This is a genomic window from Kocuria kalidii, from assembly GCF_044462225.1.
GTDB classification, from domain to species: Bacteria; Actinomycetota; Actinomycetes; order Actinomycetales; family Micrococcaceae; genus Kocuria; species Kocuria kalidii.
Genome location: NZ_JBISWJ010000109.1, coordinates 1 through 26,567 on the forward strand (window position 1 = coordinate 1; position 26,567 = coordinate 26,567).

General features: G+C 68.5%; 25 protein-coding genes and 1 pseudogene. 7 read left to right on the plus strand and 19 right to left on the minus strand.

The window, feature by feature from the left end; translation table 11 throughout:
* Positions 1-14: 14 nt before the first annotated feature.
* From ACH9D3_RS16120 to ACH9D3_RS16135, 4 genes are read right to left on the minus strand one after another with little or no spacing between them, the layout of a single operon-like run.
* Positions 15-1,244, minus strand: coding sequence for a substrate-binding domain-containing protein (locus ACH9D3_RS16120; RefSeq protein ID WP_396398491.1), 1,230 nt, complete (start codon positions 1,242-1,244; stop codon positions 15-17).
* Complete coding sequence (locus ACH9D3_RS16125) at positions 1,244-2,341, minus strand: ABC transporter permease subunit (RefSeq protein ID WP_396411701.1); 1,098 nt, start codon at positions 2,339-2,341, stop codon at positions 1,244-1,246. Before ACH9D3_RS16125 ends, ACH9D3_RS16120 begins: the two co-directional genes overlap by 1 nt.
* Positions 2,338-3,348: an ABC transporter permease subunit gene (locus ACH9D3_RS16130; RefSeq protein ID WP_396411702.1), complete on the minus strand. Its 1,011-nt coding sequence runs from the start codon at positions 3,346-3,348 to the stop codon at positions 2,338-2,340. Before ACH9D3_RS16130 ends, ACH9D3_RS16125 begins: the two co-directional genes overlap by 4 nt.
* The gene (locus ACH9D3_RS16135) at positions 3,345-4,868 is read right to left on the minus strand and encodes an ATP-binding cassette domain-containing protein (RefSeq protein ID WP_396411703.1); all 1,524 of its coding nucleotides are present in this window, start codon (positions 4,866-4,868) and stop codon (positions 3,345-3,347) included. Before ACH9D3_RS16135 ends, ACH9D3_RS16130 begins: the two co-directional genes overlap by 4 nt.
* A gap of 115 nt (positions 4,869-4,983) precedes the next feature.
* On the opposite strand from ACH9D3_RS16135, the gene ACH9D3_RS16140 reads away from it, so the two are divergent.
* Entirely contained in the window at positions 4,984-6,204 is a 1,221-nt protein-coding gene (locus ACH9D3_RS16140; protein WP_396411704.1) for an ROK family transcriptional regulator, read from the plus strand.
* Positions 6,205-6,289: 85 nt separating this feature from the next.
* Here ACH9D3_RS16140 and ACH9D3_RS16145 read toward each other — a convergent pair whose 3' ends face one another.
* Together ACH9D3_RS16145 and ACH9D3_RS16150 are read right to left on the minus strand one after the other, a co-directional pair.
* Entirely contained in the window at positions 6,290-7,435 is a 1,146-nt protein-coding gene (locus ACH9D3_RS16145) for a DUF6596 domain-containing protein (protein ID WP_396411705.1), read from the minus strand.
* Positions 7,436-7,441: 6 nt separating this feature from the next.
* The gene (locus ACH9D3_RS16150) at positions 7,442-7,849 is read right to left on the minus strand and encodes a YciI family protein (RefSeq protein ID WP_396411720.1); all 408 of its coding nucleotides are present in this window, start codon (positions 7,847-7,849) and stop codon (positions 7,442-7,444) included.
* Between the two features lie 211 nt (positions 7,850-8,060).
* Here ACH9D3_RS16150 and ACH9D3_RS16155 point away from each other — a divergent pair, with 211 nt between their 5' ends.
* Together ACH9D3_RS16155 and ACH9D3_RS16160 are read left to right on the plus strand one after the other, a co-directional pair.
* Positions 8,061-8,486, plus strand: a complete 426-nt coding sequence (locus ACH9D3_RS16155; RefSeq protein ID WP_396411706.1) for a nuclear transport factor 2 family protein — start codon at positions 8,061-8,063, stop codon at positions 8,484-8,486.
* A 729-nt stretch (positions 8,487-9,215) separates the two neighbouring features.
* The gene (locus tag ACH9D3_RS16160) at positions 9,216-9,527 is read left to right on the plus strand and encodes an endonuclease domain-containing protein (RefSeq protein ID WP_396411721.1); all 312 of its coding nucleotides are present in this window, start codon (positions 9,216-9,218) and stop codon (positions 9,525-9,527) included.
* Between the two features lie 135 nt (positions 9,528-9,662).
* On the opposite strand, the gene ACH9D3_RS16165 is transcribed toward ACH9D3_RS16160, so the two are convergent.
* Positions 9,663-10,412, minus strand: coding sequence for an endonuclease VII domain-containing protein (locus ACH9D3_RS16165; RefSeq protein WP_396411722.1), 750 nt, complete (start codon positions 10,410-10,412; stop codon positions 9,663-9,665).
* A gap of 9 nt (positions 10,413-10,421) precedes the next feature.
* Between ACH9D3_RS16165 and ACH9D3_RS16170 the strand changes: the two genes are divergently transcribed.
* Positions 10,422-10,586: a hypothetical protein gene (locus ACH9D3_RS16170; protein ID WP_396411726.1), complete on the plus strand. Its 165-nt coding sequence runs from the start codon at positions 10,422-10,424 to the stop codon at positions 10,584-10,586.
* Between the two features lie 72 nt (positions 10,587-10,658).
* On the opposite strand, the pseudogene ACH9D3_RS16175 reads toward ACH9D3_RS16170, so the two are convergent.
* Positions 10,659-11,378 (minus strand): annotated as a pseudogene (locus ACH9D3_RS16175) (endonuclease domain-containing protein); the annotation flags it as partial.
* 308 nt (positions 11,379-11,686) lie between these two features.
* Positions 11,687-12,802 carry a type I restriction endonuclease gene (locus ACH9D3_RS16180; RefSeq protein WP_396411707.1) on the minus strand — a complete coding sequence of 372 codons (1,116 nt, stop codon included), beginning with the start codon at positions 12,800-12,802 and terminating at the stop codon, positions 11,687-11,689.
* 340 nt (positions 12,803-13,142) lie between these two features.
* Between ACH9D3_RS16180 and ACH9D3_RS16185 the strand changes: the two genes are divergently transcribed.
* The gene (locus tag ACH9D3_RS16185; protein ID WP_396411708.1) at positions 13,143-14,177 is read left to right on the plus strand and encodes a recombinase family protein; all 1,035 of its coding nucleotides are present in this window, start codon (positions 13,143-13,145) and stop codon (positions 14,175-14,177) included.
* Here ACH9D3_RS16185 and istB (ACH9D3_RS16190) read toward each other — a convergent pair.
* From istB (ACH9D3_RS16190) to istA (ACH9D3_RS16205), 4 genes are all read right to left on the minus strand, one after another.
* Positions 14,138-14,914 (minus strand): IS21-like element helper ATPase IstB, encoded by a 777-nt coding sequence (gene istB / locus ACH9D3_RS16190; protein WP_396411709.1) that lies wholly within the window; start codon positions 14,912-14,914, stop codon positions 14,138-14,140. The genes ACH9D3_RS16185 and istB (ACH9D3_RS16190) overlap by 40 nt on opposite strands.
* Positions 14,911-16,128, minus strand: coding sequence for an IS21 family transposase (gene istA / locus ACH9D3_RS16195; RefSeq protein WP_396411710.1), 1,218 nt, complete (start codon positions 16,126-16,128; stop codon positions 14,911-14,913). The genes istB (ACH9D3_RS16190) and istA (ACH9D3_RS16195) overlap by 4 nt, the downstream gene beginning before the upstream one ends.
* A 272-nt stretch (positions 16,129-16,400) precedes the next feature.
* Positions 16,401-17,213 (minus strand): IS21-like element helper ATPase IstB, encoded by an 813-nt coding sequence (gene istB, locus ACH9D3_RS16200; protein WP_396411711.1) that lies wholly within the window; start codon positions 17,211-17,213, stop codon positions 16,401-16,403.
* Positions 17,213-18,433, minus strand: a complete 1,221-nt coding sequence (gene istA, locus ACH9D3_RS16205) for an IS21 family transposase (protein WP_396411723.1) — start codon at positions 18,431-18,433, stop codon at positions 17,213-17,215. The genes istB (ACH9D3_RS16200) and istA (ACH9D3_RS16205) overlap by 1 nt, the downstream gene beginning before the upstream one ends.
* A gap of 795 nt (positions 18,434-19,228) precedes the next feature.
* On the opposite strand from istA (ACH9D3_RS16205), the gene ACH9D3_RS16210 reads away from it, so the two are divergent.
* Complete coding sequence (locus tag ACH9D3_RS16210) at positions 19,229-19,456, plus strand: hypothetical protein (protein ID WP_396411712.1); 228 nt, start codon at positions 19,229-19,231, stop codon at positions 19,454-19,456.
* A gap of 18 nt (positions 19,457-19,474) precedes the next feature.
* Here ACH9D3_RS16210 and ACH9D3_RS16215 read toward each other — a convergent pair whose 3' ends face one another.
* From ACH9D3_RS16215 to coaE, 5 genes are all read right to left on the minus strand, one after another.
* On the minus strand, positions 19,475-20,326 hold the full coding sequence (locus tag ACH9D3_RS16215) for a hypothetical protein (RefSeq protein ID WP_396411713.1): 852 nt from the start codon (positions 20,324-20,326) through the stop codon (positions 19,475-19,477).
* A gap of 25 nt (positions 20,327-20,351) precedes the next feature.
* Positions 20,352-20,810 (minus strand): hypothetical protein, encoded by a 459-nt coding sequence (locus ACH9D3_RS16220; protein ID WP_396411714.1) that lies wholly within the window; start codon positions 20,808-20,810, stop codon positions 20,352-20,354.
* 251 nt (positions 20,811-21,061) lie between these two features.
* Positions 21,062-21,331: a hypothetical protein gene (locus ACH9D3_RS16225; RefSeq protein ID WP_396398324.1), complete on the minus strand. Its 270-nt coding sequence runs from the start codon at positions 21,329-21,331 to the stop codon at positions 21,062-21,064.
* A 121-nt stretch (positions 21,332-21,452) separates the two neighbouring features.
* On the minus strand, positions 21,453-23,210 hold the full coding sequence (locus tag ACH9D3_RS16230) for a BCCT family transporter (protein ID WP_396411715.1): 1,758 nt from the start codon (positions 23,208-23,210) through the stop codon (positions 21,453-21,455).
* A gap of 110 nt (positions 23,211-23,320) precedes the next feature.
* Positions 23,321-23,938 carry a dephospho-CoA kinase gene (coaE, locus tag ACH9D3_RS16235; protein WP_396411716.1) on the minus strand — a complete coding sequence of 206 codons (618 nt, stop codon included), beginning with the start codon at positions 23,936-23,938 and terminating at the stop codon, positions 23,321-23,323.
* A gap of 99 nt (positions 23,939-24,037) precedes the next feature.
* Between coaE and ACH9D3_RS16240 the strand changes: the two genes are divergently transcribed.
* On the plus strand, positions 24,038-24,757 hold the full coding sequence (locus tag ACH9D3_RS16240; protein WP_396411717.1) for a YigZ family protein: 720 nt from the start codon (positions 24,038-24,040) through the stop codon (positions 24,755-24,757).
* 185 nt (positions 24,758-24,942) lie between these two features.
* Here the strand turns inward: ACH9D3_RS16240 and rpsA are convergent, their stop codons facing one another.
* Positions 24,943-26,436, minus strand: coding sequence for a 30S ribosomal protein S1 (gene rpsA, locus ACH9D3_RS16245; RefSeq protein ID WP_396398328.1), 1,494 nt, complete (start codon positions 26,434-26,436; stop codon positions 24,943-24,945).
* Positions 26,437-26,567 lie beyond the last annotated feature (131 nt).

Below are 26,567 nucleotides of genomic sequence, written 5' to 3' on the forward strand. Positions count from 1 at the left end.
CCCGGCCGTCCGGGTCAGGGGATGACCCGGTCCCGCCACACGTCGGGATAGCCCGGCAGGTCCTCGCCGCCGAACTTGGCGTAGTGGCCGTCCGGCATCCCCTCGTTGTCGGCGAGGAACTCCGCACGCTGGTCCTCGGTGATGGGCTCCTGCGGCAGGACCCACTCGGCGGGGACGTCCTCGCCGGCGAAGATCTGCTCGAGCGCCAGCAGCGGGGTGCGCCACTGGAAGTTCGAGTACACCGGGGCGAGCCCGGTCAGGCCGGTGTCCTCCCACTTGCGCAGGTAGCTCATCTCGTCCTCGCCGGTCATCACCGGGTAGTCGGCGCCGGCGTCCTCGAACGCCTCGATGGCCGCGACGGCACCGTCGCCGGCGTCCATCCACACGCCCTGCACGTCCCCGGTGGCGAGCTCGTCGGAGATGATCTTCTTGATCTCGGTGGGGTCGGCCCCGGTGAAGTAGTCCGTGGCCTCGATGCCGTTCTCCTCGAAGATCTTCTCGGCCGCGGCCCAGCGCTGCTCCAGGACGTCGACGCCCGGCAGGATGCGCAGGGCCACCACCTTGTCCCCCTCCTCCAGGTTGTCCACCAGGAAGTTCGCGGAGTCGATGCCCCAGGCGAAGCCGCCTATCGGGTGGATGAACGTGGTGGCGCAGTCGGTCTCCACCCCGCGGTCGAAGACCACCACCGGCTTGCCGGTCTCGCAGGCCCGCTCCACCGCGGGGGTCAGGGCCGCGGTCGAGTTGGGCGAGATGACGAACGCGTCGCAGCCGCCCTCGGCGATGAAGTAGTCGATGTCGGCGATCTGCGTGTTGTCGTCGTCCTGGGCGTCGCGGGTCTCCATCTCGGAGATCACCCCGGAGTCCTGGAGCACCTTGAGCTGCTCGTTCATGGTGATCCAGCCGGTCTGGCGCCACGGGTTGGAGATGGAGGCGTTGGAGAAGCAGACCTTCTGCGGTCCGTCGGCCGCGAGATCGGCCGTGCTGGTCATGTCTCCGTCGATGTACTGGAGCCAGGGCTGCTCCGGGTCGCCCTCGAAGGAGGCCGACCGCTGCTCGAACTGCTCGTCGTACTCCGCCTGGTCGAACCACTCGTCACCGCTGTCCGGGGCCGGTGTGGCGGCGGCGTCGCCGCCGTTCTCGGCGGCCGGCGGGTTCTCGAGGGACGAATCGGTGGTGCAGGCGGTGAGTCCCAGCAGCGCTGCCGCTGCCACCACGGTGGCCTGTGACTGGATGCTTCGGCGCATCATGTTCCTTCCTCATCGGTGCCCGGGGTGGGCGGTGCTGCTTTGGCACGTCTCGGGTCCTGGGCCGTGGGCGCACGGCCGCGCCGGCGGCGGCGCCAGGTCTGGGTGCCCGCGGCGACGGCGACGATGATGATCGCGCCCTGCACGGTGTCCCGCCAGGTCGACTGGACGCCCAGGAAGTTCAGGAGCGCGAACAGGGTCTCCAGGGCGAACGCCCCGGCCGCCGCGGACAGCACCCAGCCGCGCCCGCCGCCCAGTACGACCCCGCCGAGGACCACGGCGGTGATGGCGGTGAACTCGTAGCCCCGTCCCACGGAGGGGTGCACGCCGGCGTAGCCGACGAGGATGATGCCCGCCACGGTCGCGGCCAGGGAGGAGAGCATGAACGCCCGGGTGCGGACCCACCAGACCCGGGCCCCCGTGAGTGCGGCCGCCCGGGGGTTGTCGCCCACGGCGATGAGCGTGCGCCCGTAGGGCCGGCGCATGAGCCAGAAGGCCGCGGCCGCGATGACCGTCACCAGGATGACCGGATAGGGCAGGACCTCGAGCACGGGGACGTCCTCGAGACCGCCCCGGCCGATCTGCCGGAAGCTGTCCGCGGGGTTGCCCGTGGCGGCGCCGCCCGTCCAGTAGAGCACCAGGCCCAGCAGGGCGAGCATGGTGCCGAGGGTGACGATGAAGCTCGGCACCTTCAGGAGCGTGGTGACCAGGCCGTTGACCAGGCCCACGAGGGCGCCGAGGAGCAGCATCAGCACCAGGACGGGCACGGTCCTGCTGTCGTCCTGGCCGATGAGGTTGCCGGCCACGAACACCTGGGCGGTGACCACCGAGCCCATGGAGAGGTCGAACTCCCCGGAGACGATCACGAAGTACTGCCCGATCGCGGCGATGGCGATCGGTGCGGTGCGGCCGACGAACCGGATCAGCGAGCCCGGTTCGCCGAAGGACGGGTTGACGGCGACCGCCGCGGCCAGCAGCAGCACGAGGAGCACGAAGACGGCTCCCCCGGGGGTCCGGAGCGCGCGCAGCGCCCGCTCGTGCCACGGCGCGCGGTTCTGCTGCAGGACCGCGGTCCGCTCCGTGACGGTGGTGCTCATGCCGGGACCTCCTGCTCGTTCCGCACGCTCCGGGGGGAGTCGAAGCGGGCGGGCCGGCCGGCGGTCCTGCGCCGGGCGTACACGGCGACGGCGACGACGATGACGACGCCGCGGACCACATCCTTCAGGAACGGGTTGATCTGCAGGACGCTCATGATGTTGTCGATCATCGCGAAGATCAGGACCCCGCCCAGCGTTCCCACCAGCGATCCCTTGCCGCCCGCCAGCAGCGTCCCGCCCAGGACGACGGCGGCGATGGAGAGCAGGTCGTACCCGCCCTGGGTGCCGATCGTGGGGCTGCCCACCCCGAGCCGCGCGGCGAGCAGCAGGCCCGCGAGCCCCGCCATGACGGAGCAGATGACGTGGGCGGCGACGATCGGGGTGCCGGTCCGGATCCCGGACATCCGGGCGACCCTGATGTCCCCGCCGACCGCGTACATGTGGTGGCCCAGGCGGGTGCGGGTCAGCATGAGCAGCACCACCGCCGCGCAGGCCAGCATGATCAGCGTGGAGACGGGGACCGGGCCGATGCCGGTGGCGCCGATCAGGCGGAAGGCCACGGGCGTCTGCCCCGAGCTGCCCTTGTAGTTGGTCGCGAGATAGCCGCTGACGACCAGCCCGGTGCCCAGGGTGGCGATGAACCCGTGCACCTTCAGGCCGGACACCACCAGCCCGTTGACCAGGCCGATGCCCGCGGAGACGACCAGCGCCAGGGCCACGCCGGGGACGATGTTCCCCGGCTGGTTCGCCATGAGCCCCGCCGAGAGCAGGCTCGCGAGGCTGACGACGTACGGCACGGACAGGTCGAGGCTGCCCACCAGGATGACGAGCGTCTGGCCGATCGCGATGAACCCGAGGACGCTGGTCCCGGTGAGGACGGCCGAGATGTTGCCCGCGCTGAGGAAGCTGCGCCCGGTGGCACCGACGAGCACCGTGCCGACCAGCACCGTGAGCAGCACCACGACGTAGACGATGTGGGTGGAGGTGAGCTTCGGGAACCCGTTCACGGCGTCGCCCCTTCCGTGCGGGCGCCGGTGGCCAGCTGCAGCACCTGTTCCTCCGTGGCGTCCGGCGGGAGCTCGCCGGCGATCCGGCCGTCCCGCATGACGACGACCCGGCTGGACATGCCCAGGACCTCCGGGAGCTCGCTCGAGACCATGAGCATGGCCTTGCCCTCGGCGGCGAGCATGCGCATGAGGTTGTAGACGGCGACCTTGGCGCCCACGTCGATCCCGCGGGTGGGCTCGTCGAGGAGCACGACGTCCGGGTCCACGGCCAGCCACTTGGCGAGGACCACCTTCTGCTGGTTCCCCCCGGACAGGTACTGCACCTCCTGGTCCAGGTCCCGGGCCACCACCTCGAGGGAGGACAGCACGCCGGGGACGTCCTTCCGGGCCACGGCGGTGCGTCGCGGGAAGACGGAGCGGATGACGCCCAGGGCGTTGTCCAGGATGGACTGGTCGAGGCTCAGCCCCTGGGACTTCCGGTCCTCCGTGATCAGGGCCACGCGCCGCCGGACGGCCTCCCGGGGGGAGGAGATCCGGCACGGCCGGCCGTCCAGCGCCATGCTTCCGCGCGTGAACGGGTGCACGCCGAAGACGGCCTCCACCAGCTCCGTGCGCCCGGAGCCCTGCAGCCCGGCGACCCCCACGATCTCCCCCGCGCGCAGCGTCAGGTCGACGGCGTCGAGCTGGTCGTTGCCGCCGCCGTCGATCCTCAGGAGCTCTCTGCCCACCGACTGGCCGGGCACCTCCTCCGGGAAGTAGGCGGAGATCGGGCGGCCCACCATCATGCGCACCAGGGCGGCGTCGTCCATCGCGGACGCGGGCTCGGTGCCCACGACGCGGCCGTCCTTGAGGACCGTGATGGTGTCGCACAGGTCGAAGATCTCCTTCAGCCGGTGGGACACGTAGAGGATGGCGGTGCCGCGCGCCCGGAGCCGGCGGATGATCGCGTACAGCAGGTCCACCTCGGGGCCCGCGAGGGCCGCGGTCGGCTCGTCCATGGAGATGATGCGGGCGTCGTAGCTGATGGCCTTGACGATCTCCACGATCTGCTGCTGGGCCACGGACAGCGAGCTCACCGTCGTGGTCGGCTCGATGCTGGTGATGCCCAGGTCCTCGAGCAGGGAGCTCGTCCGCGCGTTCATGGCCCGCCGGTCGACCAGGAGGCCCCGGCGCGGCTCGCGGCCGAGGAAGACGTTCTCCGCGACCGTGCGGTCGGGCAGCAGGTTGAACTCCTGGAACACGGTCGACAGCCCGGCCACGTGCGCCTGGGTGGGGTGGTGGAACTCGACCGGCGTGCCGCCGATCTCCACCGTGCCCGCGTCCCGGTCGTGCACCCCGGCGAGCACCTTCATCAGGGTCGACTTCCCGGCGCCGTTCTCGCCGACGAGCCCGTGCACCTCGCCGGCGTGCAGCCGGAGGCCCACGTCCTCGAGCACCGGCACCCCGAAGAAGGACTTCGACAGTCCCGTGACGGTCAGCACCGGGTCGGTCGGCCCCGGGGAGATCGTGCGCTCGTTCATGCGGCCACTGTGACACAGGCCACAGACTTCTGTCGACAGTCCGGCAAAAGTCGTCCGATGCTTGTGCGTTTGTGACGTGCTTGACCCCCCTAAGTGGCCGTGCTCTACTGAAAAAGTGCTGAAGAGTCCACCGCAGGCGTCGTCGCCGCGCTCCGCGGCCTCGCCCGCTCCCGGGGCCAGCGAAGTCTTCCAGCTGCTGCGCGACGGCCGCCCGAGGACCCGGGCCGAGCTCGCCCAGCTGACCGGCCTGGCCCGCTCCACCGTGGCGTCCCGCGTGGACACCCTCATGACGCTGGGCCTCGTCGCCCCCGACGGCGGAGCGGCCTCCACCGGGGGCCGCCCGCCGTCGCTGTTCGCGCTGAACCCCGGTGCCCGGGTGGTGGTCGGCGCGGACATCGGCGCGACGCACGCCCGGGCGATCCTGGCGGACCTCTCCGGGCGGGAGCTCGCCGAGGAGCACCGGGCGCTCGCCATCGGCGAGGGGCCCGACGCCGTCCTCGGCTGGCTCGTGGGCACGGTCGACACGCTGCTGGCGCGCGGGAACCGCCCGCCCGCGGAGCTGGCCGCCATCGGCATCGGGCTCCCCGGGCCCGTCGAGCACGAGACGGGCCGGCCGATCAATCCGCCCATCATGCCTGGCTGGGACCGCTTCGACGTCCCCGCCTTCGTCCGGACCCGCTTCGACGTGCCCGTGCTCGTGGACAACGACGTCAACATCATGGCCCTGGGCGAGCGCGGCTTCCACTGGCCGGAGATCACCGAGCTGATGTTCGTCAAGGTGGCCACGGGCATCGGCGCGGGGATCATCTCCGGGGGCACGCTCCAGCGCGGCGCCCAGGGGACCGCCGGGGACCTCGGCCACGTCCGTGTCCCGCACGCCGACGAGATCCCCTGCCGCTGCGGCAACACCGGCTGCCTCGAGGCGCTGGCGGCGGCGCCCGCGCTCGTGCGGACGCTCAGCGAGCACGCGACCGGCGAGCTCGCCACCAGCCAGGACGTGATCGACCTCGTCCGGTCCGGCGACGCCCGGGCCGTCCAGGTGATCCGGCAGGCCGGCCGGGACATCGGGGACGTCCTGGCCACCTGCGTGAACCTCGTCAACCCGTCGGTGATCGTGATCGGGGGCAGCCTCGCCCAGGCCGGGGAGCACCTGCTGGCCGGCATCCGCGAGGTCGTCTACCGACGCTCGCTGCCGCTGGCCACGGAGCACCTGCGCGTCGCGCCGTCGGTGGCCGGCGAGCGGGCCGGCGTCCTGGGGGCGGCCGTGCTGGCCATCGACCACGTCCTGTCCCCGGAGGCCATCGAGGCCGCCTGTGCGGCCCTGAGCACGGGCTGAGGCGGCCGGCCCCGCAGCACGGGGCATGCCGACGCCTTCGCCCGCCCCCCGTCCGCTCCGCCGACCGCCGGCTCCGGCCGGGCGCTCAGCCGCGGAGCCGCGCGTGGAGCCGCGCGGCCTGCCGCACGAGGTGATCGCGCTCGGGGAGACTCGGCGCCGACCGGGCGGCGTCCGCGTAGAGCCGTGCCGCGGTCGCGGCATCACCGGCACGCTCGTGCAGGTAGGCCGCGGCGGCGGTGCGGCGGGGCAGGGAGGGGTCGAGGCCCGCCAGGGCCGCCAGCCCGGCCCGTGGGCCCTCGGCCTCGCCGACGGCGACGGCGCGGTTGAGCCGGACCACGGGGCTGTCCGTGAGCCGCACGAGCTCGTCGTACCACTCGACGATCTGCACCCAGTCGGTCTCCTCGGCCGTGCGGGCGTCGGCGTGCAGCGCGGCGACGGCGGCCTGGGCCTGGAACTCCCCCACCCGGTCGCGGGAGAGTGCTGCCTGCAGCACGTCGACCCCTTCGGCGATCAGCCGCGTGTCCCACCGGCCGCGGTCCTGCTCGGCGAGCGGCACCAGGCCGCCGTCGGGACGCGTCCGTGCCGGGCGCCGTGCGTGGTGGAGCAGCATGAGCGCCAGCAGGCCCGCCACCTCCTCGTCCTCGGACCTGTCCGCCAGCTGCCGGGTGAGCCGGATCGCCTCGGCGGCGAGGTCGACGTCGCCCGAATAGCCCTCGTTGAAGACCAGGTAGAGCACCCGCAGCACCGTGGCGACGTCGCCGGGCCGGTCGAACCGGACGCCCGAGACGGTCCGTTTGGCCCGGCTGATCCGCTGCGCCATGGTCGCCTCGGGCACGAGGTAGGCCCGGGCGATCTGCCGCGTGCTCAGTCCCCCCACCGCGCGCAGCGTGAGCGCGACCGCCGAGGCCGGCGTCAGGGACGGGTGGGCGCACAGGAAGTACAGCTGGAGCGTGTCGTCCACCCCCTCGCCGGGGCCGGGCGCGGGCTCGTCCGCCTCGCGGAGCTCGCGCCGCCGCCGGGAGGACTCGGCACGGGCGGCGTCGAGGAACCTCCGCCACGCCACGGCGACCAACCAGGCCTGCGGATCCCTCGGCGGACTCCCCGGCCACACCCGCAGGGCCTCGACCAGGGCGTCCTGCACGGCGTCCTCAGCCGCCGCGAAGCCGGCCCCGCGGCGGACGAGGATCCCGATGACCGCGGGCGTGAGGGTCCGCAGCAGGGCCTCGTCCACCGGGCGTCACTCCGTGACGGTCGGCGCCGCGCCCAGGAACGGGCGCACCTCGAGCCACTCGTGGATCGGCTCCCCGCCCGCGCCCGGCGCCGCGGACAGCTCGCCGGCCAGTTCGAGGGCCCGCTCCCAGCTCTCCACGTCGATCACCATCCAGCCGGCGACCAGGTCCTTGGTCTCCGCGAACGGACCGTCGGTGACCGGCGGCCGGCCCGCGCCGTCGGAGCGCACGAACGTGCCCTCCGGGGACAGCGCCTGCGAGTCGACGAACTCACCGGTCCTCTCGAGCCGTGCCGCGAAGTCGTTCATGTACTGCACGTGCGCCGACACCTCCTCCGGCGTCCACCGGTCCATCGGCACGTCGTTCACCGCTGCCGGCGCGCCCCGGTAGTGCTTGAGCAGCAGGTACTTGGCCATCATGTCCTCCTTGCTGATGTACGGCCCATTGTGGCCGTGTTCACCCCTACGACGGAGCCGCAGGAGGAATCTCGACATCACGTACCGACACTTTTCCGGCGCTCTTCCCGGTCACCGCCGGACAGGAGGACCATGGACAGTGACCTCCGGGCCGAGCGGCTCACCGATGCGCGAGCCGCCGGCGCGACCGTGCGGACTCCGGGAGAACGACATGGACACGGACATCGTCGCCGACACCTTCGAGTCGTCACAGGCGGCCGTGGCCGCACGGATCGACGAGATCCTGGACGCCGTGTTCGCCAAGGACTTCGACCGGTTGGAGAGCTACCACTTGGCGGGTCCGAAGTGCACCAAGTTCGACGACGCGGAGCCGCTGGACCGGCAGGACGCCGAGACGAGCGCGCGCATGGAGGCCGAGCAGTTCGCGGCCGTGGAGGAGCTCCAGGCCCGCTTCGACGATCTCAAGATCGATGTGTTCGGCCCCGTGGCGATCACGACAGGGACCTTCGTCTGGGACTGCACGGTCGACGGCCACCCCGTCTCCGGCCGGACCCGGTCGACCGTGGTGTTCGTCGAGCACGCGGGTCAGTGGCTGATTGCCCACGAGCACCACTCCCCCTTCGTGGCCGGCTCCTGAGCACCAGGACGCAGCGCCCGCCACACGGGCTGCGTCGTCATCACCTCCGTGGACGCCCTGGGGAGACGGGTGCACGGACTGTGTACTAACACATGGGCTTTAGCGAGGGTAGTTCGCTCTCCTTCGATGCGCAGTCGTTTGCACTCCGGATGTCGAGGGGGTCTTGACAAGCACGGACAGTTGGCCGTTACGCTTATGCCGCCCCGTCACGCCACCGTCGTCTACCCAACGGCACAGGCAAATATATGTCCATATATTTAGTTGACGAGGGAAGTAATGATTAGTAATCATTCAAGTCGGTTCTGCGAGTACACCACTTGCGAGCGACCAGTTGCCGTTAGAAATCTGTGCCGCGCTCATTATGCGCAGATGCGCCGAGGAGGTCCCCTCCGCCCGCTGAGGAGACACGGACTGAGGGGCTCATGCTTGGACCCCACGTGCCATCGTCCAGCCCAGGCCACGCGGTTTTGCCAGGAGCACACTAGGCACTTGGCCCAGTATGGCGAGACACGCCCCCTCAAGGCGCGTGTCTTCCTATTGCCGCACGGATCTGCCGCCCTCCGCGACAGCAGTGGTCGCAAGCGTTGCCACAAGTGTCTGGACTGGTTTGAACCTACGGTCTACATCTTCAGCTCTTCCCCCCGTATGAAGGACCATCTTGGTACGGTCTGCCGCTTTTGCCGAAAGGCAAAGCGGGACCGAGAGAAGGAAATGACCAAGTGGAGACAGATGGCGTATCAATGGAACCTGTCGCAGGAACAGTACGAAGTTAAGTTGGCAGAACAAGGGGGCGGATGCGGAATCTGCGGCCGAACTCCCAGTGAGCACCGCGCCAAGCGTGCGTTCGCGATCGATCACGACCATCGTTGTTGCAGAACGAATAGCTCCTGCGGGAAGTGTCTTCGTGGCATCCTCTGCGGCGACTGCAACGGTGGCCTTGGATTCTTCCAAGACGATCCCCTGCTTCTGCTGAAAGCCTTGACATACCTCCTCCGATGGAGACGTCTACACCGCGAGGACCCAAACCCCGGCCCTCATTAGGTCCCAAGGAACAACTGGCATGGCAGGATCAGGAAAGCCAAGCTAGCTGCGGCCCAGAGACTCGGTGATCAGAGCGGCCGTGCGCAACGGCATGAACAATATGCACGTAACCCTGTGGTCAACTGGCAGACCAAGCTAGAACAAGCGAGGAATGTTCCATTTCGGCTCAGCGACTGAGTCTGACACTGCAGCATTCACGCCGGTGCCTTTGACAGTCTCGTTGGTCGTGGCCCAGTCGCTTAGCTGTTGCCTCGTGATGTTAGGTCGTTGCAGGTAGAGAACGGCGCCGCGAAAGGCCTCTACGCTTTCACGGAATACCCCAAGGCCACGGTTGCAATCGCTGCACAGGAGGCCACGATTGCATTTGCCGCAAGCCGGCAACTCGGGGCAACAGGCGTGATCGTGGTCTACGTGCAGCGGATCCCCTTTCGGGTGAGCCTCGTCAGCAGTCCGCTGACAGATGGCACACGCACCACCCTGGTGGTCGAGGATCAAGTTGAACTGTTCCTCCGTCATCTCGTAGAGACGCCGTAGGAACCGATCGCGTTTGTTAGTCCGGGCCGCTCGCTCTTCCTTCGCGCACTGACGGCAACGCGGTTCGAGACCGTCCGGGGTTTGACGGTTCTTCGTGTAGGCGTCTTCTGATTTCCATCCTTGGCACCGCGAACATTCTTTGTTGCCTGCCGCGTCACGCTCCGTTACCGCTCCGCGAGGTCTTGTTCGCTTCCGCGGGGCCCGAATACGAAGGGGCGTCATCTGTTTACGAGGGATGCCCCGACGGAGTTGTTGCATGTGTCCGCTGCAGAACTCCTTCGTTCGCGCGTCGCGAGTGCATCCAGGAGCCGGGCATTCTTTGTACGAGACCGCCCGATGCAAAGACTTCATGGGCAGGCCATGGCGCCATTGATCGTGGTGGGTAGCGCACCATTGGTCGGTGGCCAGCTGACGTTCACAACCTGGGAATTCACAAACTCCGCGCTGGTTCCCCTGCGCGACGAACTCCTCGTCGACATCACGGCCCTGCATGTGGCGGTTGTCCGCGTCGGAAGCGGTGCCTGATGGTGCGCCTTCCAGCGCAGCTGCCCACACTCTCAGGAGGCCAGGGGTGATAAGTGGACCCTGCAAATAGGCAATAGCATTCTCCAACGCATGGACGTCTTCGTGGAAGACACCGAGGCCGCGATTGCAGGCACTACAGAGCAACCCTCTCGTGCAATCACCCCGGGGGGTCATGCCGGGACAGCAACTGTGGTCGTGGTCAACGTAGAGCGGCTCGCCCCGCGTGTGCGCCTCCTCATTTGTTCGCCCGCAGATGGCGCACACGCCTCCTTGCCACTCGAGGATCAGGTTGAAGTCCACCTCGGTGATCTTGTAGAAGTGCCTTAGCCGCCGGTCGAACTTATCCGTCCTAGCCTCACGAGCTTCCCGGTCGCAGGCACGGCAGCGCGGAGAGCGACCGTCCTTCGTGGAAGACAACCCCGTGTAGTCCTCCTCCGGCTTCCACATCTCGCAACGCGTGCACTGCTTGAGGCCGTCAACGCGCACGAGCGCCGCTCCATGGGGCGCTCTTCGCATACGCTTCGCTCGAGGACGTAATGGCGTGAGATCTTCCGGTGCGACACCACGGTCCAATTGTTGGCGGTGTCCGTCGCAGTACTTCATGGTCTGCGCGTCCCGCCCGCAGCCCGGGAAGCCACAGGGGTAGTGCGGGTTGTACGGACCCTTAGGTCTGGTGATCTCGGTGAGGGGCTTGCCAACTCGTTGCTGCTGGTAGTGCGTATGGCACAGCTGCCGGCTCTTGTTGTAGATCTCGCGACCGCAGGGTACGAATCGGCAGACCAACTCGTCCATGGCGCCCCCTCGACTGATACCCAACGGAATGCCAGGTTACGGCGACCGGCCGACAGCCTTAGAGCACGTCTCGACTCTTCGCCATGAGATTGGTGATTGGCTACGGCCGTCGGCTGTCCACCGCAGATGACCGTTGCACGCCGAGGCCGCTGGTTGCATGTCCATGCGAGGGACACCTCCAGTGCTCGCTGCGGATGAACATAGGTCGCCGGCGACAGTGGCGGCCGGTCATGTTCGTGGTCGACGGCCCCGCATCCATCCAGCCAGAGAGTTGGGACATCATCAGTAACTTCCTGAGGGCGTCGAGGCTACGAGACCGATGCTCCTACGAAGCGATCGACTGTGCCCCGCAGTTCATCGCCGAACTGGAAGATGTCCTCCAGCGCGTCGATCGGGTGGCGGGTTTCCTTCTTGTCCTCGTCGAACAAGCCGATGTACTTCTGTCCGGTGTTGAAGTGCAACCGGGCGATGGACTTGCGGTTGTTGTCGTCGAGCAGGACCGCGCAGTAGGACTTGGCGTCGCGATAGGCCACACGCTGGGGCTTGACCTGGCCGCAGACGATCGCCCGGATGATCTGGAAGGCCTCCAGCTCCTCGATGGTGGTCAGCACCCCATCGGAAGACTCACGCAGGTCCTTCTCCACCTCCGCCTCGCTCGCCACCGCCTCGGCAGGGGCATCTGCGGACTCGACCGGCACCGGGGCGCTGCCGGCGCCCAGAGCGGTGGTCAGGCGGTTGTTGACCTGCTCGTTGAGGTACTGCTGGGCGGCTTTGGCCACCAGCGGGGTGAACTGCTCACGCACCTTCTGGGTGAAGGCGCCCTCGTAGACCTTGGTGGTGAAGAACTTCACCCACTCCACATCGGGCTCCTTGAACTGGGCGGCGATCGCGCGCTTGATCGCACCGATGTACTTCAGCTCCCCGGCGGCACTGATGATGGAGTCGAGGTCGAAGACCTCCTTGGACAGCTTCTGCAGCTCCGGGATCAGCGTGACGTCGATATCGGTCAGGTCCAGGACCAGGAAGGGCTTGGCGTCCATCTTGTTCGGGGCGTCCAGGTCCGTGTAGAAGTGGTAGACCTCTCCGTTAGTGAGGATGGCGATCCTCGCGTTGGTCACCGCGAAGTACCGGAACAACTGGGAGGCGTGCTCGAGCTTGAGCGGGGCGCCAACGTGCTTGCACTCCACCAGCATCTGCACCTTCTCGTCATGCACGATGGCGTAGTCGATCTTCTCGCCCTTCTTCACCCCCACATCAGCGGTGAACTCCGGGACGACCTCCAGCGGGTTGAACACGTCATAGCCCAGGATCGTGGAGATGAACGGCATGATGAACGCATTCTTCGTCGCCTCCTCCGTCTCCAGGGACGACTTTTGCTGGGCCACCTTGTTGGCCAGTGCTGCGAGTCGCTCGGTGAACTCCACATTTCCTCCTCAGTGCGTGACCCCGACGTGGGGTTTGCTTTCACATAGCATCGCATTGCTCATGGCATTGTCATGCAGTTAGTGGACTGTTGTTGCGCCTTCGTGGAGCCCTAACAGGTTGGACGGCCCCAGGGTCGTCCTTTCCGGGGATCGAATGAGCCATTGGGACATGCCTGCCGATTGGCTGCCACTGTTGTCGTCCCGGGCCCGAGGGACGATCTATCGATGTTAGATACCCACTTGGTTCTCGTCTGGAACTTCCACGCATATCCGTTCGCCTTGTGCGCCCCGAAACCGAAATGCTTCTCCCGAACGTGCGGAGACACCGTAGAGTTCCCTTATGGGAACAGCCGCACTCTACGCCCGCATCAGCCAGGACCGAGAGGGCGCTGGACTTGGTGTTGACCGGCAACTTGAGGATGCCCGCAAGCTGGCGGAGCTCAAGGGGTACTCCGACTGGTTGGAGTTCACCGACGATGACATCAGTGCCTACGCCGGCAAGCTCCGTCCAGGCTACGAGAAGCTCAAGCGCGCCATAGTCGAGGGGCGAGTGGAGGCCGTCATCGTTTGGCATGCCGACCGGCTGCACTGTCGGGTCAGCGAGCTGATCGAGTACGCCGAGCTTTGCACCGAGGGGCGCGCTGTGCCGACCTTCAGCGTTCAGGGTGGAGACTTGGACCTCACCAGCTCGACAGGACACATGGTGGCCACCATCCTGGGGGCTGTCTCGGAGCAGGAGTCCGCGCACAAGGGCGAGCGCATCAGCCGCAAGCGCCGGCAAGCGGCGGAGCGAGGCATCTGGCAGGGCGGGCCTCGACCATTCGGCTGGACCATTGACAAGGGAGTCGACGAGCACGGGCGCACGATCAACGTCCCGACCATCAGGGAGGAAGAAGCCGAACTTGTCCGCTGGGCCCATGAGGCCGTGCTCGAGGGACGGTCCATCAGCTCTGTCGTCGCGTACTTCCAGCGTTCAGGCGTTGCCTCGACGCGAGGCAATGGATGGCGGCACTCTACGGTCCGCTCGCTGCTGCACCGCTCCCGCAATGCAGGGCTCGAATCACTCAAGGGAGAGATCGTGGGAGCGTCCAGCTTTCCCGCGCTCGTCTCTGAGGCGACATGGCATGAGGTGGTGCGAATCCTCAAGCAACCCGAGCGGCGCACGTCGGACACTACGAGGTTGTCCAGCCTCCTCAGCGGCCTCATGCGTTGCCACTGCGGGGAACTGCTCGTCACCGGCTCCTCTGGTCACCGAAAGAAGGATGGCACGCCAACCCGGTCCTACGTCTGCATCAGCCAGCGGTCCCCTGTCAACGCCGAGCGAATATTGACCCCTTATCGCCGGGCGAAATCTGACCCCTCCTCGGTGGTGTAGCGGCGGGTGCGGTAGGACTCTCCGTCCATGGTGAGCACGTGGGCGTGGTGGATGAGGCGGTCGATGGTGGCCGCGGCGATCACGTCGTCGCCGAGGGTGTGGCCCCACTGGGAGAAGGCCAGGTTCGAGGTCACGATCACGGTGCCGTGCTCGTAGCGGTTGGCGATGAGCTGGAAGAAGAGATTGGCGGCCTCGGCCTCGAAGGGGATGTAGCCGACCTCGTCGATGATCAGCACCCGGTAGCGGCGCAGCCGCCGCAGTTCCTTGTCCAGGGTGCCGGTGTTGTGGGCGGCGAGCAGACGGTTGATCCATCCGGTGGCGGTGTCGAAGAACACCGGGTAGGAGTGGTTGGCCGCGCAGATCCCCAGGGCGATCGCCAGGTGGGTCTTGCCGGTGCCAGGGGGCCCGAGCAGCACGACGTTCTCGGTGCGGGGCACGAAGGTCGTAGTCGCCAGGTGGGCCAGCAGCTCGTTCTCCCGGGCGGCGAGCACGCTGGGGTCGAAGTCCTCGAGGGTCTTGATCTGCGGGAAGTGGGCCCCGGCGATCCGCAGCCGGTTGCCGTTGGCGGTGCGGGTGGCGACCTGCCGGCCCAGCACCGCGGCCAGGTACTGCTCGTAGGACCAGTGCTCGGTGCGGGCTTGCTCGGCCAGGGGGCCGGCCAGTTCGGCGATCTGTGGGGTCTTCATCGCCCGGCACAGGTAGCCGATCTCCTTGGCCGGGTTGGTGGTCGGGTTCATGAGGCTCTCCTGATCAGTTGGTCGTAGACGGCCAGATCCCGGGTGGGCACGGTGAACTCCCCGGGCCCTGTGGCCCGGGTCGGGCGCTGCTGGTAGGCCGCACGGGCCGCGGCGGCCGCTGCCACGTGCACCGGGTCGGTGACGGTGCCGGTGCCGGCCCACAGCCGGGCATGGCAGGCCACCTCGCGCCCGGCGGTGGTGGCGGTGACGGTGTGGTGATCGGCGCGCACGCTCACGATCCGCCCGATGGCTTCGGGGTGGATGGAGTAGTCGACCCCGGCCAGGCGCAGGTGGTAGTCCCGTCCCAGCCGGGTCGTGCTGCTCAGGCCCGTGGCCGGGGCCACCGGCGGCAGCACCCCCCTCGCGGCCCGATCGGCCTCGAGCAACTCGAGGGGGCGGGCGCCCAGGGCGCGCACTTTCCGCCGGTTGGCGACCTCGTCCAGCCAGTCCTGCAGCTGAGTGTTGAAGTCGGCCGGGGACGTGAACGTGCGGCCGGGCAGGAACGAGGTGTGCTGGTACCCGTTGGCGCGCTCGACCATGCCCTTGGTCTCGGGGTCGTAGGGGCGGGCCTGCCAGATCCGGGTGCCCAGCGTGCCGGCGAAAGCGGTCGTGGCCGGGGCCAGGCGCCGATGAGCGCCGAGGCCGGCCTCGTTGTCCCACAGCAGCATCTTCGGCACCGCACCGAGGCGCTCCAGCAGCACGTACATGCCCTCGAGGATGTCCCCGCCGGCCCGCGAGGGGAGCACCACCGCCATCAAGAACCGAGAGTGCGCGCAGATCATCGTCAGCACCGGGAACGACCGGGCCACCCCGTGCTCGTCGGGCACCACCGGCGGCAGGAACCACAGGTCGCACTGGATCACCTCCCCAGCACCCCAGCGCACCCGGTCCACCGGATCCGGCGGCGCGTAGCGCGGGCGCAGCTCGGCGACCTTGGCCCGCAGCACCGAGGCCGAGTGCTCCCACCCGATCCGCTGCCCGATGACCGTTGCCGGCATCGTCGGGAACTCCCGCAACAGGGCCTCGATCCCCGGCACGAACGGCTCCACGATCGAGCCGGCCGGAGCGCGTTCGTACTTCGGCGGGACATCGCTGGCGATCGCTGCCCGCACCGTGTTCCTAGCCAACCCCAGCTGCCGCGCAATCGCCTTGATCGGCATGCCCTCCGCCCGGTGCAACCGGCGGATCTCGGCCCAGTTCTCCACACTGATCACTCCCTCAGCATCACCGCCGAGGGGGTCAATTTTCGCTCGGCGCCCGAGGGTCAGTATTCAGGCGGCAACGACATGGGCTGCCCCACGACGCTGTGCTGCCATCCGGCCCACCTCCAAGCCGTCATGCCAGAGCAACACCAGGACATCACCCGCCAGCGCCGCAAGCAGCTCAAGGCAGCCGGCACAGACTGGGAATGGACGCCGCCGTGTCGGTTCCGCTCGAAGTTTGAGCTGTTTGTCCGTGTGAAAAGTGAGCATCTCGTGGGGTTGTTCTAGTCTGCCGGTCCGGTTTCGGTGACGGAAGGCAGGGTCTCGATGCTGGTGTGCCGGATGCGGTAGCTGGTGCCCTTGGTGGTGATGATCTCGGCGTGATGAACGATGCGATCGATCATGGCCGCAGCGATCGTGGTGTCGCCGAAGACCTCGCCCCATCTCGAGAAGGGCAGGTTCGAGGTGATGATCAGCGAGGCCTTCTCGTAGCGGGTCGAGACGAGCTGGAAGAACAGATTCGCGGCCTCGGCCTCGATCGGCACGTAGCCCAGCTCATCGATGATCACCAGCGGGATCCGGGCGATCTTGGCCAGCTCCGCCTCCAGTCGCCCGGTGGCGTGGGCGGTGTGCAGGCGGGTGATCCAGCCGGTGGCGGAGTTGAACGCGACCCGGTGCCCGGTGTGGGCCGCGGCGATCCCCAGCCCGGTGGCCACATGGGTCTTGCCGGTGCCCGGGGGTCCCAGCAGCACCACGTTGCCGGCCTGCACCAGGTACGCCCCGGCTTCCAGGCGCGCGATCACACCGCGGTCCAAGGAGGGCTGGGCGGTGAAGTCGAAGTCGGTGAGCGTCTTGATCGCCTCGAACCCGGCGGCCTTGATCCGCAGTGCGGCCCCCGAGGCGGCCCTCGCGGCGGCCTCACCTCCCAGCACGGCGGCGAGGTACTCCTCCAGACTCCACTGCTGGGCCCGGGCGGTATCGGCGATCCGGGCGTAGTCGGCGGCGATCCGGGGGGCTTTCAGTTCCCGGGCGTGGTGGAGGATCTGCTTGTCCGCATCCGTCAGCGCCCGCGAGCTCGGGTCGGTGGCCGGGCGCATCAGGCGACCTCGATCCCGAAGAGCCGGTCGTAGACCCCCAGGTCGGCGATCTCGACCTGCCCGCTGCGGCCGGTGCCTGGGGTGCCGGCGGTGGTCGCGGACTGGTGGGCCCGGCGCATCGCGGCCGCGGCGGCCACGTGGGCTGGGTCCGTGATCGTGGCCCCGGATCCCCAGGCCCGCTGGTGGGCGGCCACCGTGCGCCCAGCACAGATGACCGTGACGGTGTGCAGGTCCACGACCACCTCCACCAGCCGCCCGATCGCCCCCGGGTGCACGGAGTAGGCGGCCCCGGCGGCGGTGACGTAGTAGTCCCGGGGCAGGCGCGTGGTGAACCGGTGACCGATCACCGGGTCCACCGGCGGCAGGGACCCCATCGCCTCCCGCTCGGCGGCCAGGACCTGCACCGGGCGGGTGCGCGTGGTGCGGTGGGTGCGCTGGTTGGCGAGGACCAGCCAGTCGGTGAGCTGGTCCTGGAAGTCCCCCGGGGCGGTGAAGGTGCGCCCGGGCAGGAACGAGGTGGCCAGGTATCCGTTGAACCGCTCCACCACACCCTTGGTCTCAGGGTCGTAGGGGCGGGCCTGCACCAGGCGCACCCCGAGTGCCCCGCAGAATCCGGCCACGCCCTCGGCGAGCTTGCCGCCCCGGCCGATCCCGGCCTCGTTGTCCCACAACAGCTGCCGCGGCACCGCGGAGAAGCCGGCGGCCAGGCACCACCACATCCCCGCCAGCAGGTCCCCGGTCGTCCGGCTCGGCAGCACCGAGGCCACCGCGTAGCGGGAGTGGGAGGCGACCATCACCAGCACCGGGAAGTCCCGGAACACCCCGGCGTGGTCCGGGATCAGCCGGCCCGGGAACCACAGATCGCACTGAATCTGCTCCCCAGGATGATGCACCAGCCGGTCCGCCGGATCCGCGAGCCGGTACCCCGGGCGCAGCCGGGCCACGTTGGCGTAGAACCACGACCTCGACCCCTCCCAGCCGACCCGCTCGGCGAGCACCGCGGTGGGCATCGACGGGAACCGGCCCAGCAGATCCCGTACCGAGGCCTCGACCTCACTGAAGGCCCCCTCCACCGGCGGGCGCGGTGCGTAGGACGGTGGGTCCGTGGAGCGGATCGCCTTCGCCACCGTGTTGCGCGACAGCGACAACCTCCTGGCAATCGCCGCCTGCGACAAGCCCTCCACCCGATGCAGCTGACGGATCAGCGCCCAATCCTCCACAGTGATCACTCTCCAATCGTTGGACGAGCTGCTCACTTTTCGACCGGAACTTCAGCTACCTATTCGACCGGAACCGACACGCCGACGGCCTTGCGCAATCTGCTCGAGCTGACCGCGACGATCCGACTCGACGACGGCAGGGCCGCACCGGCCGGTGCTGGAATCGTGCGGCGCTAGCCACCGAAGGGCAAGACGCTCCGAACGTTCTCACCAACATAAGAACGTTCGGAGCCTCGCTTATGTATTACCCATTGTGTCAGTCGTCACACTGGCTACTGCCCTGCAACGGCGCGGACCAGCTGGAAACGGGGAGCTTTCCAACCCGCGGGCCGTCAAAGACGCTATGGACCACCGGTGATCTCAGCAGGCAACGGAGGGGGCCTCCCCCACCCCTCTCAGCAGACGAGGCTGGCGCTGGGAGCGCGCCTCTGGAAAGCAGCCAGGGGCACCTGTCTTGCTGGCCTTACCTGTCTCGCATCCCTCGGCTTGCAATACACATCGACGAGACACCTGGGTGCCCCTGAGATCATGCGGAACCGAGTGTCTCGGAACTACGTCTTAAATCCCATGCCCTCGAATCGTGTACGCATCGACTCTTGTGAGACACCCGTAGAGCTGCCGTAGTGAGACGCCGCGCGTGCGAGACAGGTCAGCTGAGCAGGTACGTGCGGACCCAGGAGCGATCGGCAGCGCAAGCGGGAGCAGCAGCACCATGAGCAGCGGTCAGGGGCTCACAGCTCGCAGGCGTCAGGCCAGACGGCCACACCGGCAGAGGCTGCCCGTAGGCTCGAATGCATGAACATCGCCGTCTTGATCCTCTTGTCAGTAGCCCTCGTACTCCAGATCATCGCCCTTGTCCTGGTGTCAAAGCCCTCGCTGGCCCCAGACACACAGGAGGAAGGCTTCTTCCAGGTGGATCCCCACGCCAAAGCGCGACGGATCGGGACCATCCTGGCGATCGTAGGCATCCTCCTCGCCTCGCTGGGCAGCGGACTATCCCTGTGGGCACTGGGCTTCAACTGACCACCAGCGCGCCCCTGGTCAGGCCTTCGGCGACGCTCCCGCTCCGGGCTCTGGAGAAGTGAAGTAGGAGCGGAAGTGCGCAGCCCGCGCTTTCGTGAGCTGCCGTGAGGCCTCCCTGAGCTGACGCCTGTGGTCCTCCGTGTCCTTCACGAGCGTGGCGATCTCCGCGCTCCTGGCAGGAGCTTCCCGGAGTGACTCCTGCGCGCTCGCCACATGCTTCTCGCCCTGCTGCAGCAGGACGCTTCCCTCGAAGTCTTTGACGATGTGCCACTCGACCCACGTCATCAGCTGTTCGGCATCTTCCGGGCTCATCTCGACTTCACGCCTGGCTGCCAGTCCGGCCTTGACCTTCCTGCGGAACTCCCGCTGCTCGCCCTCGATGCGCTCCCGAACGGCAGCCGTCTCCTCGACAAGTCGCTGCATCTGACGGGTCTGCTCCTCCTCCCGCTTCAGCAGCCGTCGTGATCTGCGCACGTGCTGCCGAGCCTGCCAACGAGCACGAGGTGCCAGCCCTCTGATCGCGTAGACCGACTCCGCTGAGCCCACGACCAGGAACTGAACTGCCGGGCCGAGCACGAGCATCGCAACGGAGTACATGATGACGTTCTGCGTGAGCCCTGGCATCCAGTCCGGCTGGGAGCGGTCAGGCCTGGAGGCCTCCAGAGCGGAGGGCAGCAGGAAGGCTGCCAGGCCCAGGACGCTGAACCAGATGGCCCCCTGCATCAGCTGGACCGCTGCTGGCACGCTGCCCCACTGACGTTGCAGCGCACGAGCTTCCACCACCACGGCCAGGGAGAGCAGCGCCAAGATCTGCGCTGCCGTGGCCCAGTAGGCATCGAGTGTGGTGTCGGGAGTATCGAGTGCAAACACCGTGACAGCCTGCGGCCGAGCCGAGTCAGCCCTGGGCATCTCCATCAGGATCAGCCGGCTTGCGGGCCTCCAGTGCCGTCCTGAGGATCCCCTCGATCTCCTCTGCCGTGTACTGCGGACCGAGCTCGATAGAAACGTCCTTCCGGGCAGGGTCATCGATGGCACCGAAAGCCACGATGATGCGATGCGGAACGTCCGCCGGTGCTGGAGACTCGCCAGACCTGAACCACGTCGTCATACGCTTAGCGATGTGAGTCACCGCCCCCACGGCTGTCCCCACGGCTGAACCTGCCAGCGCACCAGCAAAGCCGGGTGAGGTCTGCTCGAGGAAGAACCAGCCAGCGACCAGCTCTTCGATCGGACCAGCTGCGCCCCCGAAGTGCATGCGTGGCGGAGACTTGAGACCGTCAGCCTCGAATGCGCGGCGCGTCTCGTCCGACACAGGCCCACCGCCGAACATCGCGAACTCGCCCTGCAGTTGCATTGCCGCTCCCTCTGGATAGCCACTCAGCTACTCAGCAATTTACCTATGCACTGCGAGTTCGCCGGACTCCCACGCCGCCTCCCCTGTCGCAATCACCGGCAGTCATGCTGGGCAACATGACGGTGACAGAACACAGTTCGTTTGCACCAACTGGTTCACAGTTGGTGCCACGCGGCGCCGTCGTCGATTCCTCGGCGCCACGCAGCAGGACTGGGAGCCTCATCGAGGCTCCCCGTCCTGCTGCGTGCGGCTCAGTTGCGCGAGCTGCCGGTGTTCGTGCCCTCCCCGGAGTCGTCCCGGTGGTAGAGGTACTCGTTGCCGTGCTCGTCCTTCTCCACGTAGAAGTGCTCCTGGACCTCCTGGTACCACGTCTGCACGGCCTCGCTCATCTGCTCGCCCTCCTGGGACTGGGCCAGCCGGTCCCCGGGTCCGTAGACGCGCATCGCGATGGCGTTGAGGCGGTCGAGGATGCGGTGCTGCGGCTCGCCGTCCCGGTCGGTGCTGTGCTTGTTCCTCGCCATGACGTCCCCCGTTGCCGACTGTGATGGTGGTCACCATTCTAGCGCCCGCCCGGATGCGTGACAGGGGCCCACCGGCCGATCTGCCGGTGGGCCCCTGTCCGGTGCGCGTCGACCGCGCGGGCTACTCGGTCTCGCGGACCTCCCTGAGGGAGCCCGTGCTGGTGCGGTAGGCCCGCACGTACTCGGGCTGCTCCGGGTGGTCGATGGCGGGGGCGTTGGCCGGTTCCGAACCGTGCACGTAGTCCGGGGCCACGACGATCTCCTCGTCCACCACGGCTCCGCTGGAGGTGCGACGGTGGAACTCCTCGGGCGGCACGACCCGGCGCCACTGGCGGGTGGGCATGACGCCCACCTCGCCGGCGTCCTCGCGCAGCGCTCTCAGCAGGGAGTAGATCATCAGGTAGCCCAGGACGAAGAACGGCAGGCCGATGAGGATGGCCACGTTCTGCAGTGCCGCCAGGCCGGCGGCGCCGGTGGCGGTCAGCAGGATCGCCGCGATCAGGCCGATGGCCACGACCCAGAACACCCGCTGGTGCACGGGGGCCTCCTCCTCGTGGCCGCTGCCCATGTTGTCCATGACCAGGGCGGCGGAGTCGATCGAGGTGATGAAGAACAGCACCACGATCAGCACGCCCACCGCGGAGGTGACGGTCGAGAACGGGAAGTTCTCGAGGAAGACGAACATCGCACCGGGGATGTCGCCCTCGTCCACGACGGCCTCCACGAGGCCGCCGCCGCCGTTGAGCTGGATGTCGAACACGCCCATGCCGAAGATGCCGAACCAGATGACGGAGAACAGCGTGGGCAGCGCGAGCACGCCGGCGACGAACTGGCGGATCGTGCGGCCGCGGGAGATCCGGGCGATGAAGATCCCGACGAACGGGGACCACGTGATGGTCCACGCCCAGTAGAAGACGGTCCAGCCGCTCTGCCACCCGGTGTCCGCGAGGGCGTCGTTCCAGAACGCGAGGGCGGGGAGCATCTGCAGGTACGTGCCGGCGGACTCGACCATGCCCTTGAGCATCAGCACCGTGGGACCGGAGATGAGGATGAAGACGAGCAGGCCGATGGCGATGAGGATGTTGGTGTTGGACAGCCGCTTGATGCCTCGGTCCAGGCCCAGGGCCACGGAGATCGAGGCGACGATGCTGACGGCGGTGATGATCAGGATCTGGGACAGCGCCGACTCGGAGATGCCGAACAGCCGGGCCAGGCCGCTGTTGATCTGCATGGTGCCGAGTCCGATCGACACGGCCACGCCGAACAGGGTGCCGACGATGGCCAGGATGTCGATGCCCCGGCCGATCGGCCCGTGGATGCGCTCCCCCAGCAGCGGCTGGAACATGGAGCTGACCCGCGGCGGCAGGTTCCGCTTGTACATGAAGTAGCCGAAGGCCAGGGCGGGGAGGGTGAAGATCGTCCAGGTGTGCAGCCCGAAGTGGTAGAGCGTGAAGCCCATCGCCTCGGTCGCGGCTTCGATGGACTCCGGCTCCACGCCCTGCCGCGGCGGGTTCGCGAAGTGGTTCACCGGCTCGGCGACCGCCCAGAACATCAGGATGGTGCCGATGCCGGCGGCGAAGAGCATCGAGAACCAGGACAGGTTCGTGTGCTCGGGCCGCTCGTCGTCGGCCCCGAGCCGCACCTGCCCGAACCGGCTGACCATGAGGTAGACGAGGAACAGCAGGAAGACGGTCACGCCCATGATGTAGAACCAGCCGAGCTGGTCGATGACCCAGGCGGAGCCGTCGGCGAAGACCGTGTCCATGAACTCGGTGAACACCAGCGTCAGGATGACGAACGCGATGATCACCAGCGCGGAGCCGAAGAAGATGGTGGGACTTGTCCGTAGTCGCAGGGAGTCGTGCAGTCTGTTCAGCATTGACGTACTTCCCCGGCTGCCCCCGGCCCCGAACGAGCGGACGGCCGCCGTGTCTCGGATGTGTGCATCGATGCCCGTACCCTACCGCGCGGTCGCCTCGCTGTGGAGTCTTACTTCGCGGTCGGCGTGGGAGGCAGGCGCGGCTCCACGTGCCACTCCCACCACGCGTCGACACGGTCGAGCAGCCGCTGCACCGAGCCGTCGTTGACCAGCACGGAGTTCGACACGGCCGCGCGGTCCTCGTCCGTGGCCTGGGCCCCGATCCGGGCGCGGGCGTCCGCCTCCGTCATCCCGCGGTCCTCGACCATCCGGCGCACGCGCTCCTCCACGGGGGCCTGGACGGTGAGGACGAGGTCGAACCGGCCGTGCTGGCCGGTCTCCACGAGCAGCGGGATGTCCTCGACCAGCACGGCGTCCTCCCCCGCCGCGGCGGCCAGCCGCTCCGCCTCCGCACGGACCAGGGGGTGGATGATCGCGTTGAGCCGGGACCGCGCCTCGGGATCCGCGAACACCCGGGAGCCGAGCGCCGCCCGGTCCAGCCGGCCGTCCGGGGTCAGCACCGAGGGGCCGAACTCCTCGACGATCCGTTCCAGTCCGGGCCGGCCCGGCTCCTGCAGGGCCCGCGCGATGGCGTCGGCGTCGATCACCGTGGCCCCGAGCTCCATGAGCCGCCGGGAGACCGTGGATTTGCCCGAGGCGATCCCGCCCGTGAGTCCGATGGTCAGCATCCGGCCATGCTATCGGCCCGTTCCCCCGTGCCCCGGAGGGGCACGCGCCCCGCCACGCTCCGAGGGCCGGCCCCGGGGGCCCGGCCTAGAGTGGGGCGCATGGACCCCGACCCCCTGCTCAGCCGCGCCACCCGCTACACGACGCTCGCCGCCGGCACGGAGGCGGTGGCCGAGCTCGAGATCAAGCGCTCCCGCTTCCTGGCGGTGGTGCGGCGCACGGCCACGGAGGCCGAGGCGCGGGCGGCGGTCGACGACCTGCGGCGCAGCCACCACGACGCCCGCCACCACTGCTCGGCGTTCGTCCTGGGCCCCGACCGGGACGTCCAGCGCTCGTCCGACGACGGCGAACCGGCCGGGACCGCGGGGCTGCCCATGCTCGAGGCGCTCGTGCTGCGCCGCACGGCCGCGCCCGCACCGGACGGGGACGCCACCGACCTCTCGGACGTGAGCGCCGTGGTGGTCCGGTGGTTCGGCGGCACCCTGCTCGGCGCCGGAGGGCTGGTGCGCGCCTACTCGGAGGCCGTCTCGCAGGCCCTCGACGGCGCGACCCTGGTGACCCGCCGGCGGCAGCGGCTCTACCGGCTCCCGGCGTCCCACGCGGACGCGGGGCGGATCGAGAACGAGCTGCGCGCGGCCGGGACCACGGTCCTGGACACCGCCTACGGGGCCGCCGGCGCCGAGCTCGGGCTCGCCGTCCCCGACGACGACGGCGCCGTCGCCGCGCTGCGCTCCCGGGTGTCCGCCCTGACCGCCGGCGCCGGCGACCTGCGTCCCGTCGGCGTGGACTGGGTCGACTCCCCTGCCGGACGTCCGCACTGACGGGTCTACGCCGACCGGTCCGCGCCGACCGGTCCGTGCTGCCCGTCCGGCCCTGGTGGGTCCGCCGCCCGCCCCGGACCGCACGACCGCCCGCGCCCCCTCGGACAGCACGACGGCCCCCGCCCTGAAGGGCGGGGGCCGTCGTGGTCAGTGCCGTCCGGGACGGACCGGCGGTGCCTGTCGGATCAGGCGCCCGTCAGCTTCTCCCGCAGCGCGGCCAGGGCCTCGTCCGAGGCCAGCGTGCCGGAGTCGGCGGCCGGAGCCTCGGAGGAGTAGCTGGTCGGGGCCGGCGCCGCAGCGGGGGCCGACGAGGACGAGGAGGAGGACGAGGAGCTCGTGGTGCCGCCGGCGGCGGCCTCGGCGTCCTCGGCGATCGACTTGCGGACCTGCTCCTTGTGCGCCTCCCAGCGGGACTGGGCGTCGGCGTACTGCTGCTCCCAGGCGGCGCGCTGGGTCTCGTAGCCCTCGATCCACTCGTTGGTCTCGGGATCGAAGCCCTCGGGGTACTTGTAGTTGCCCTGGTCGTCGTACTCGGCGGCCATGCCGTACTGGGCCGGGTCGAACTCGGTGGAGTCCGGGTCCACGCCGTCGTTGGCCTGCTTGAGCGACAGCGAGATGCGGCGGCGGTCCAGGTCGATGTCGATGACCTTGACGAACAGCTCGTCGCCCACGGAGACGACCTGCTCGGCCATGTCCACATGGCGCTGGGCCAGCTCGGAGATGTGCACCAGGCCCTCGATGCCGTCCTCGACGCGCACGAACGCGCCGAAGGGGACGAGCTTGGTGACCTTGCCCGGCACGACCTGCCCGAGGGCGTGGGTGCGGGCGAACAGCTGCCACGGGTCCTCCTGGGTCGCCTTCAGCGACAGGGAGACGCGCTCGCGGTCCATGTCGACGTCCAGGACCTCGACGGTGACCTCCTGGCCGACCTCGACGACCTCGGAGGGGTGGTCGATGTGCTTCCAGGACAGCTCGGAGACGTGCACGAGACCGTCGACGCCGCCCAGGTCCACGAAGGCGCCGAAGTTGACGATCGAGGAGACCGTGCCCGTGCGGACCTGGCCCTTCTCGAGCTTGTGCAGGAAGTTGGAGCGGACCTCGGACTGCGTCTGCTCGAGCCACGCGCGGCGGGACAGCACCACGTTGTTGCGGTTCTTGTCCAGCTCGATGATCTTCGCCTCGATCTGCTGGCCGATGTACGGCGCGAGGTCGCGCACGCGGCGCATCTCGACGAGCGAGGCGGGCAGGAAGCCGCGGAGGCCGATGTCCAGGATGAGGCCGCCCTTGACGACCTCGATGACGGTGCCGGTGACGACGCCGTCGTCCTCCTTGATCTTCTCGATGTCGCCCCAGGCGCGCTCGTACTGAGCCCGCTTCTTGGACAGGATCAGGCGGCCTTCCTTGTCCTCCTTGGTGAGGACCAGAGCCTCGACCTCGTCACCCACGGTCACGACCTCGTCGGGGTCGACATCGTGCTTGATGGACAGCTCGCGGGACGGGATGACGCCCTCGGTCTTGTAGCCGATGTCGAGAAGGACCTCGTCGCGGTCGACCTTGACGACGGTGCCCTCGACGAGGTCGCCGTCGTTGAAGTACTTGATGGTCGCGTCGACGGCGGCGAGGAAGTCCTCCTCGGACCCGATGTCGTTGACGGCAACCTGCGGGGTGGTGGTGGTCATGTAGTAGGGACTCCGATGTGGATAGGTTCGTGATCAGTCGGAACGGAGATTGTCCGGCCGGACCGCGGCCGTTCCGAAGGATTGCTGGACAGGGCACGTGCAGAGCACGCACCGGGTCAGTCTACGGACGA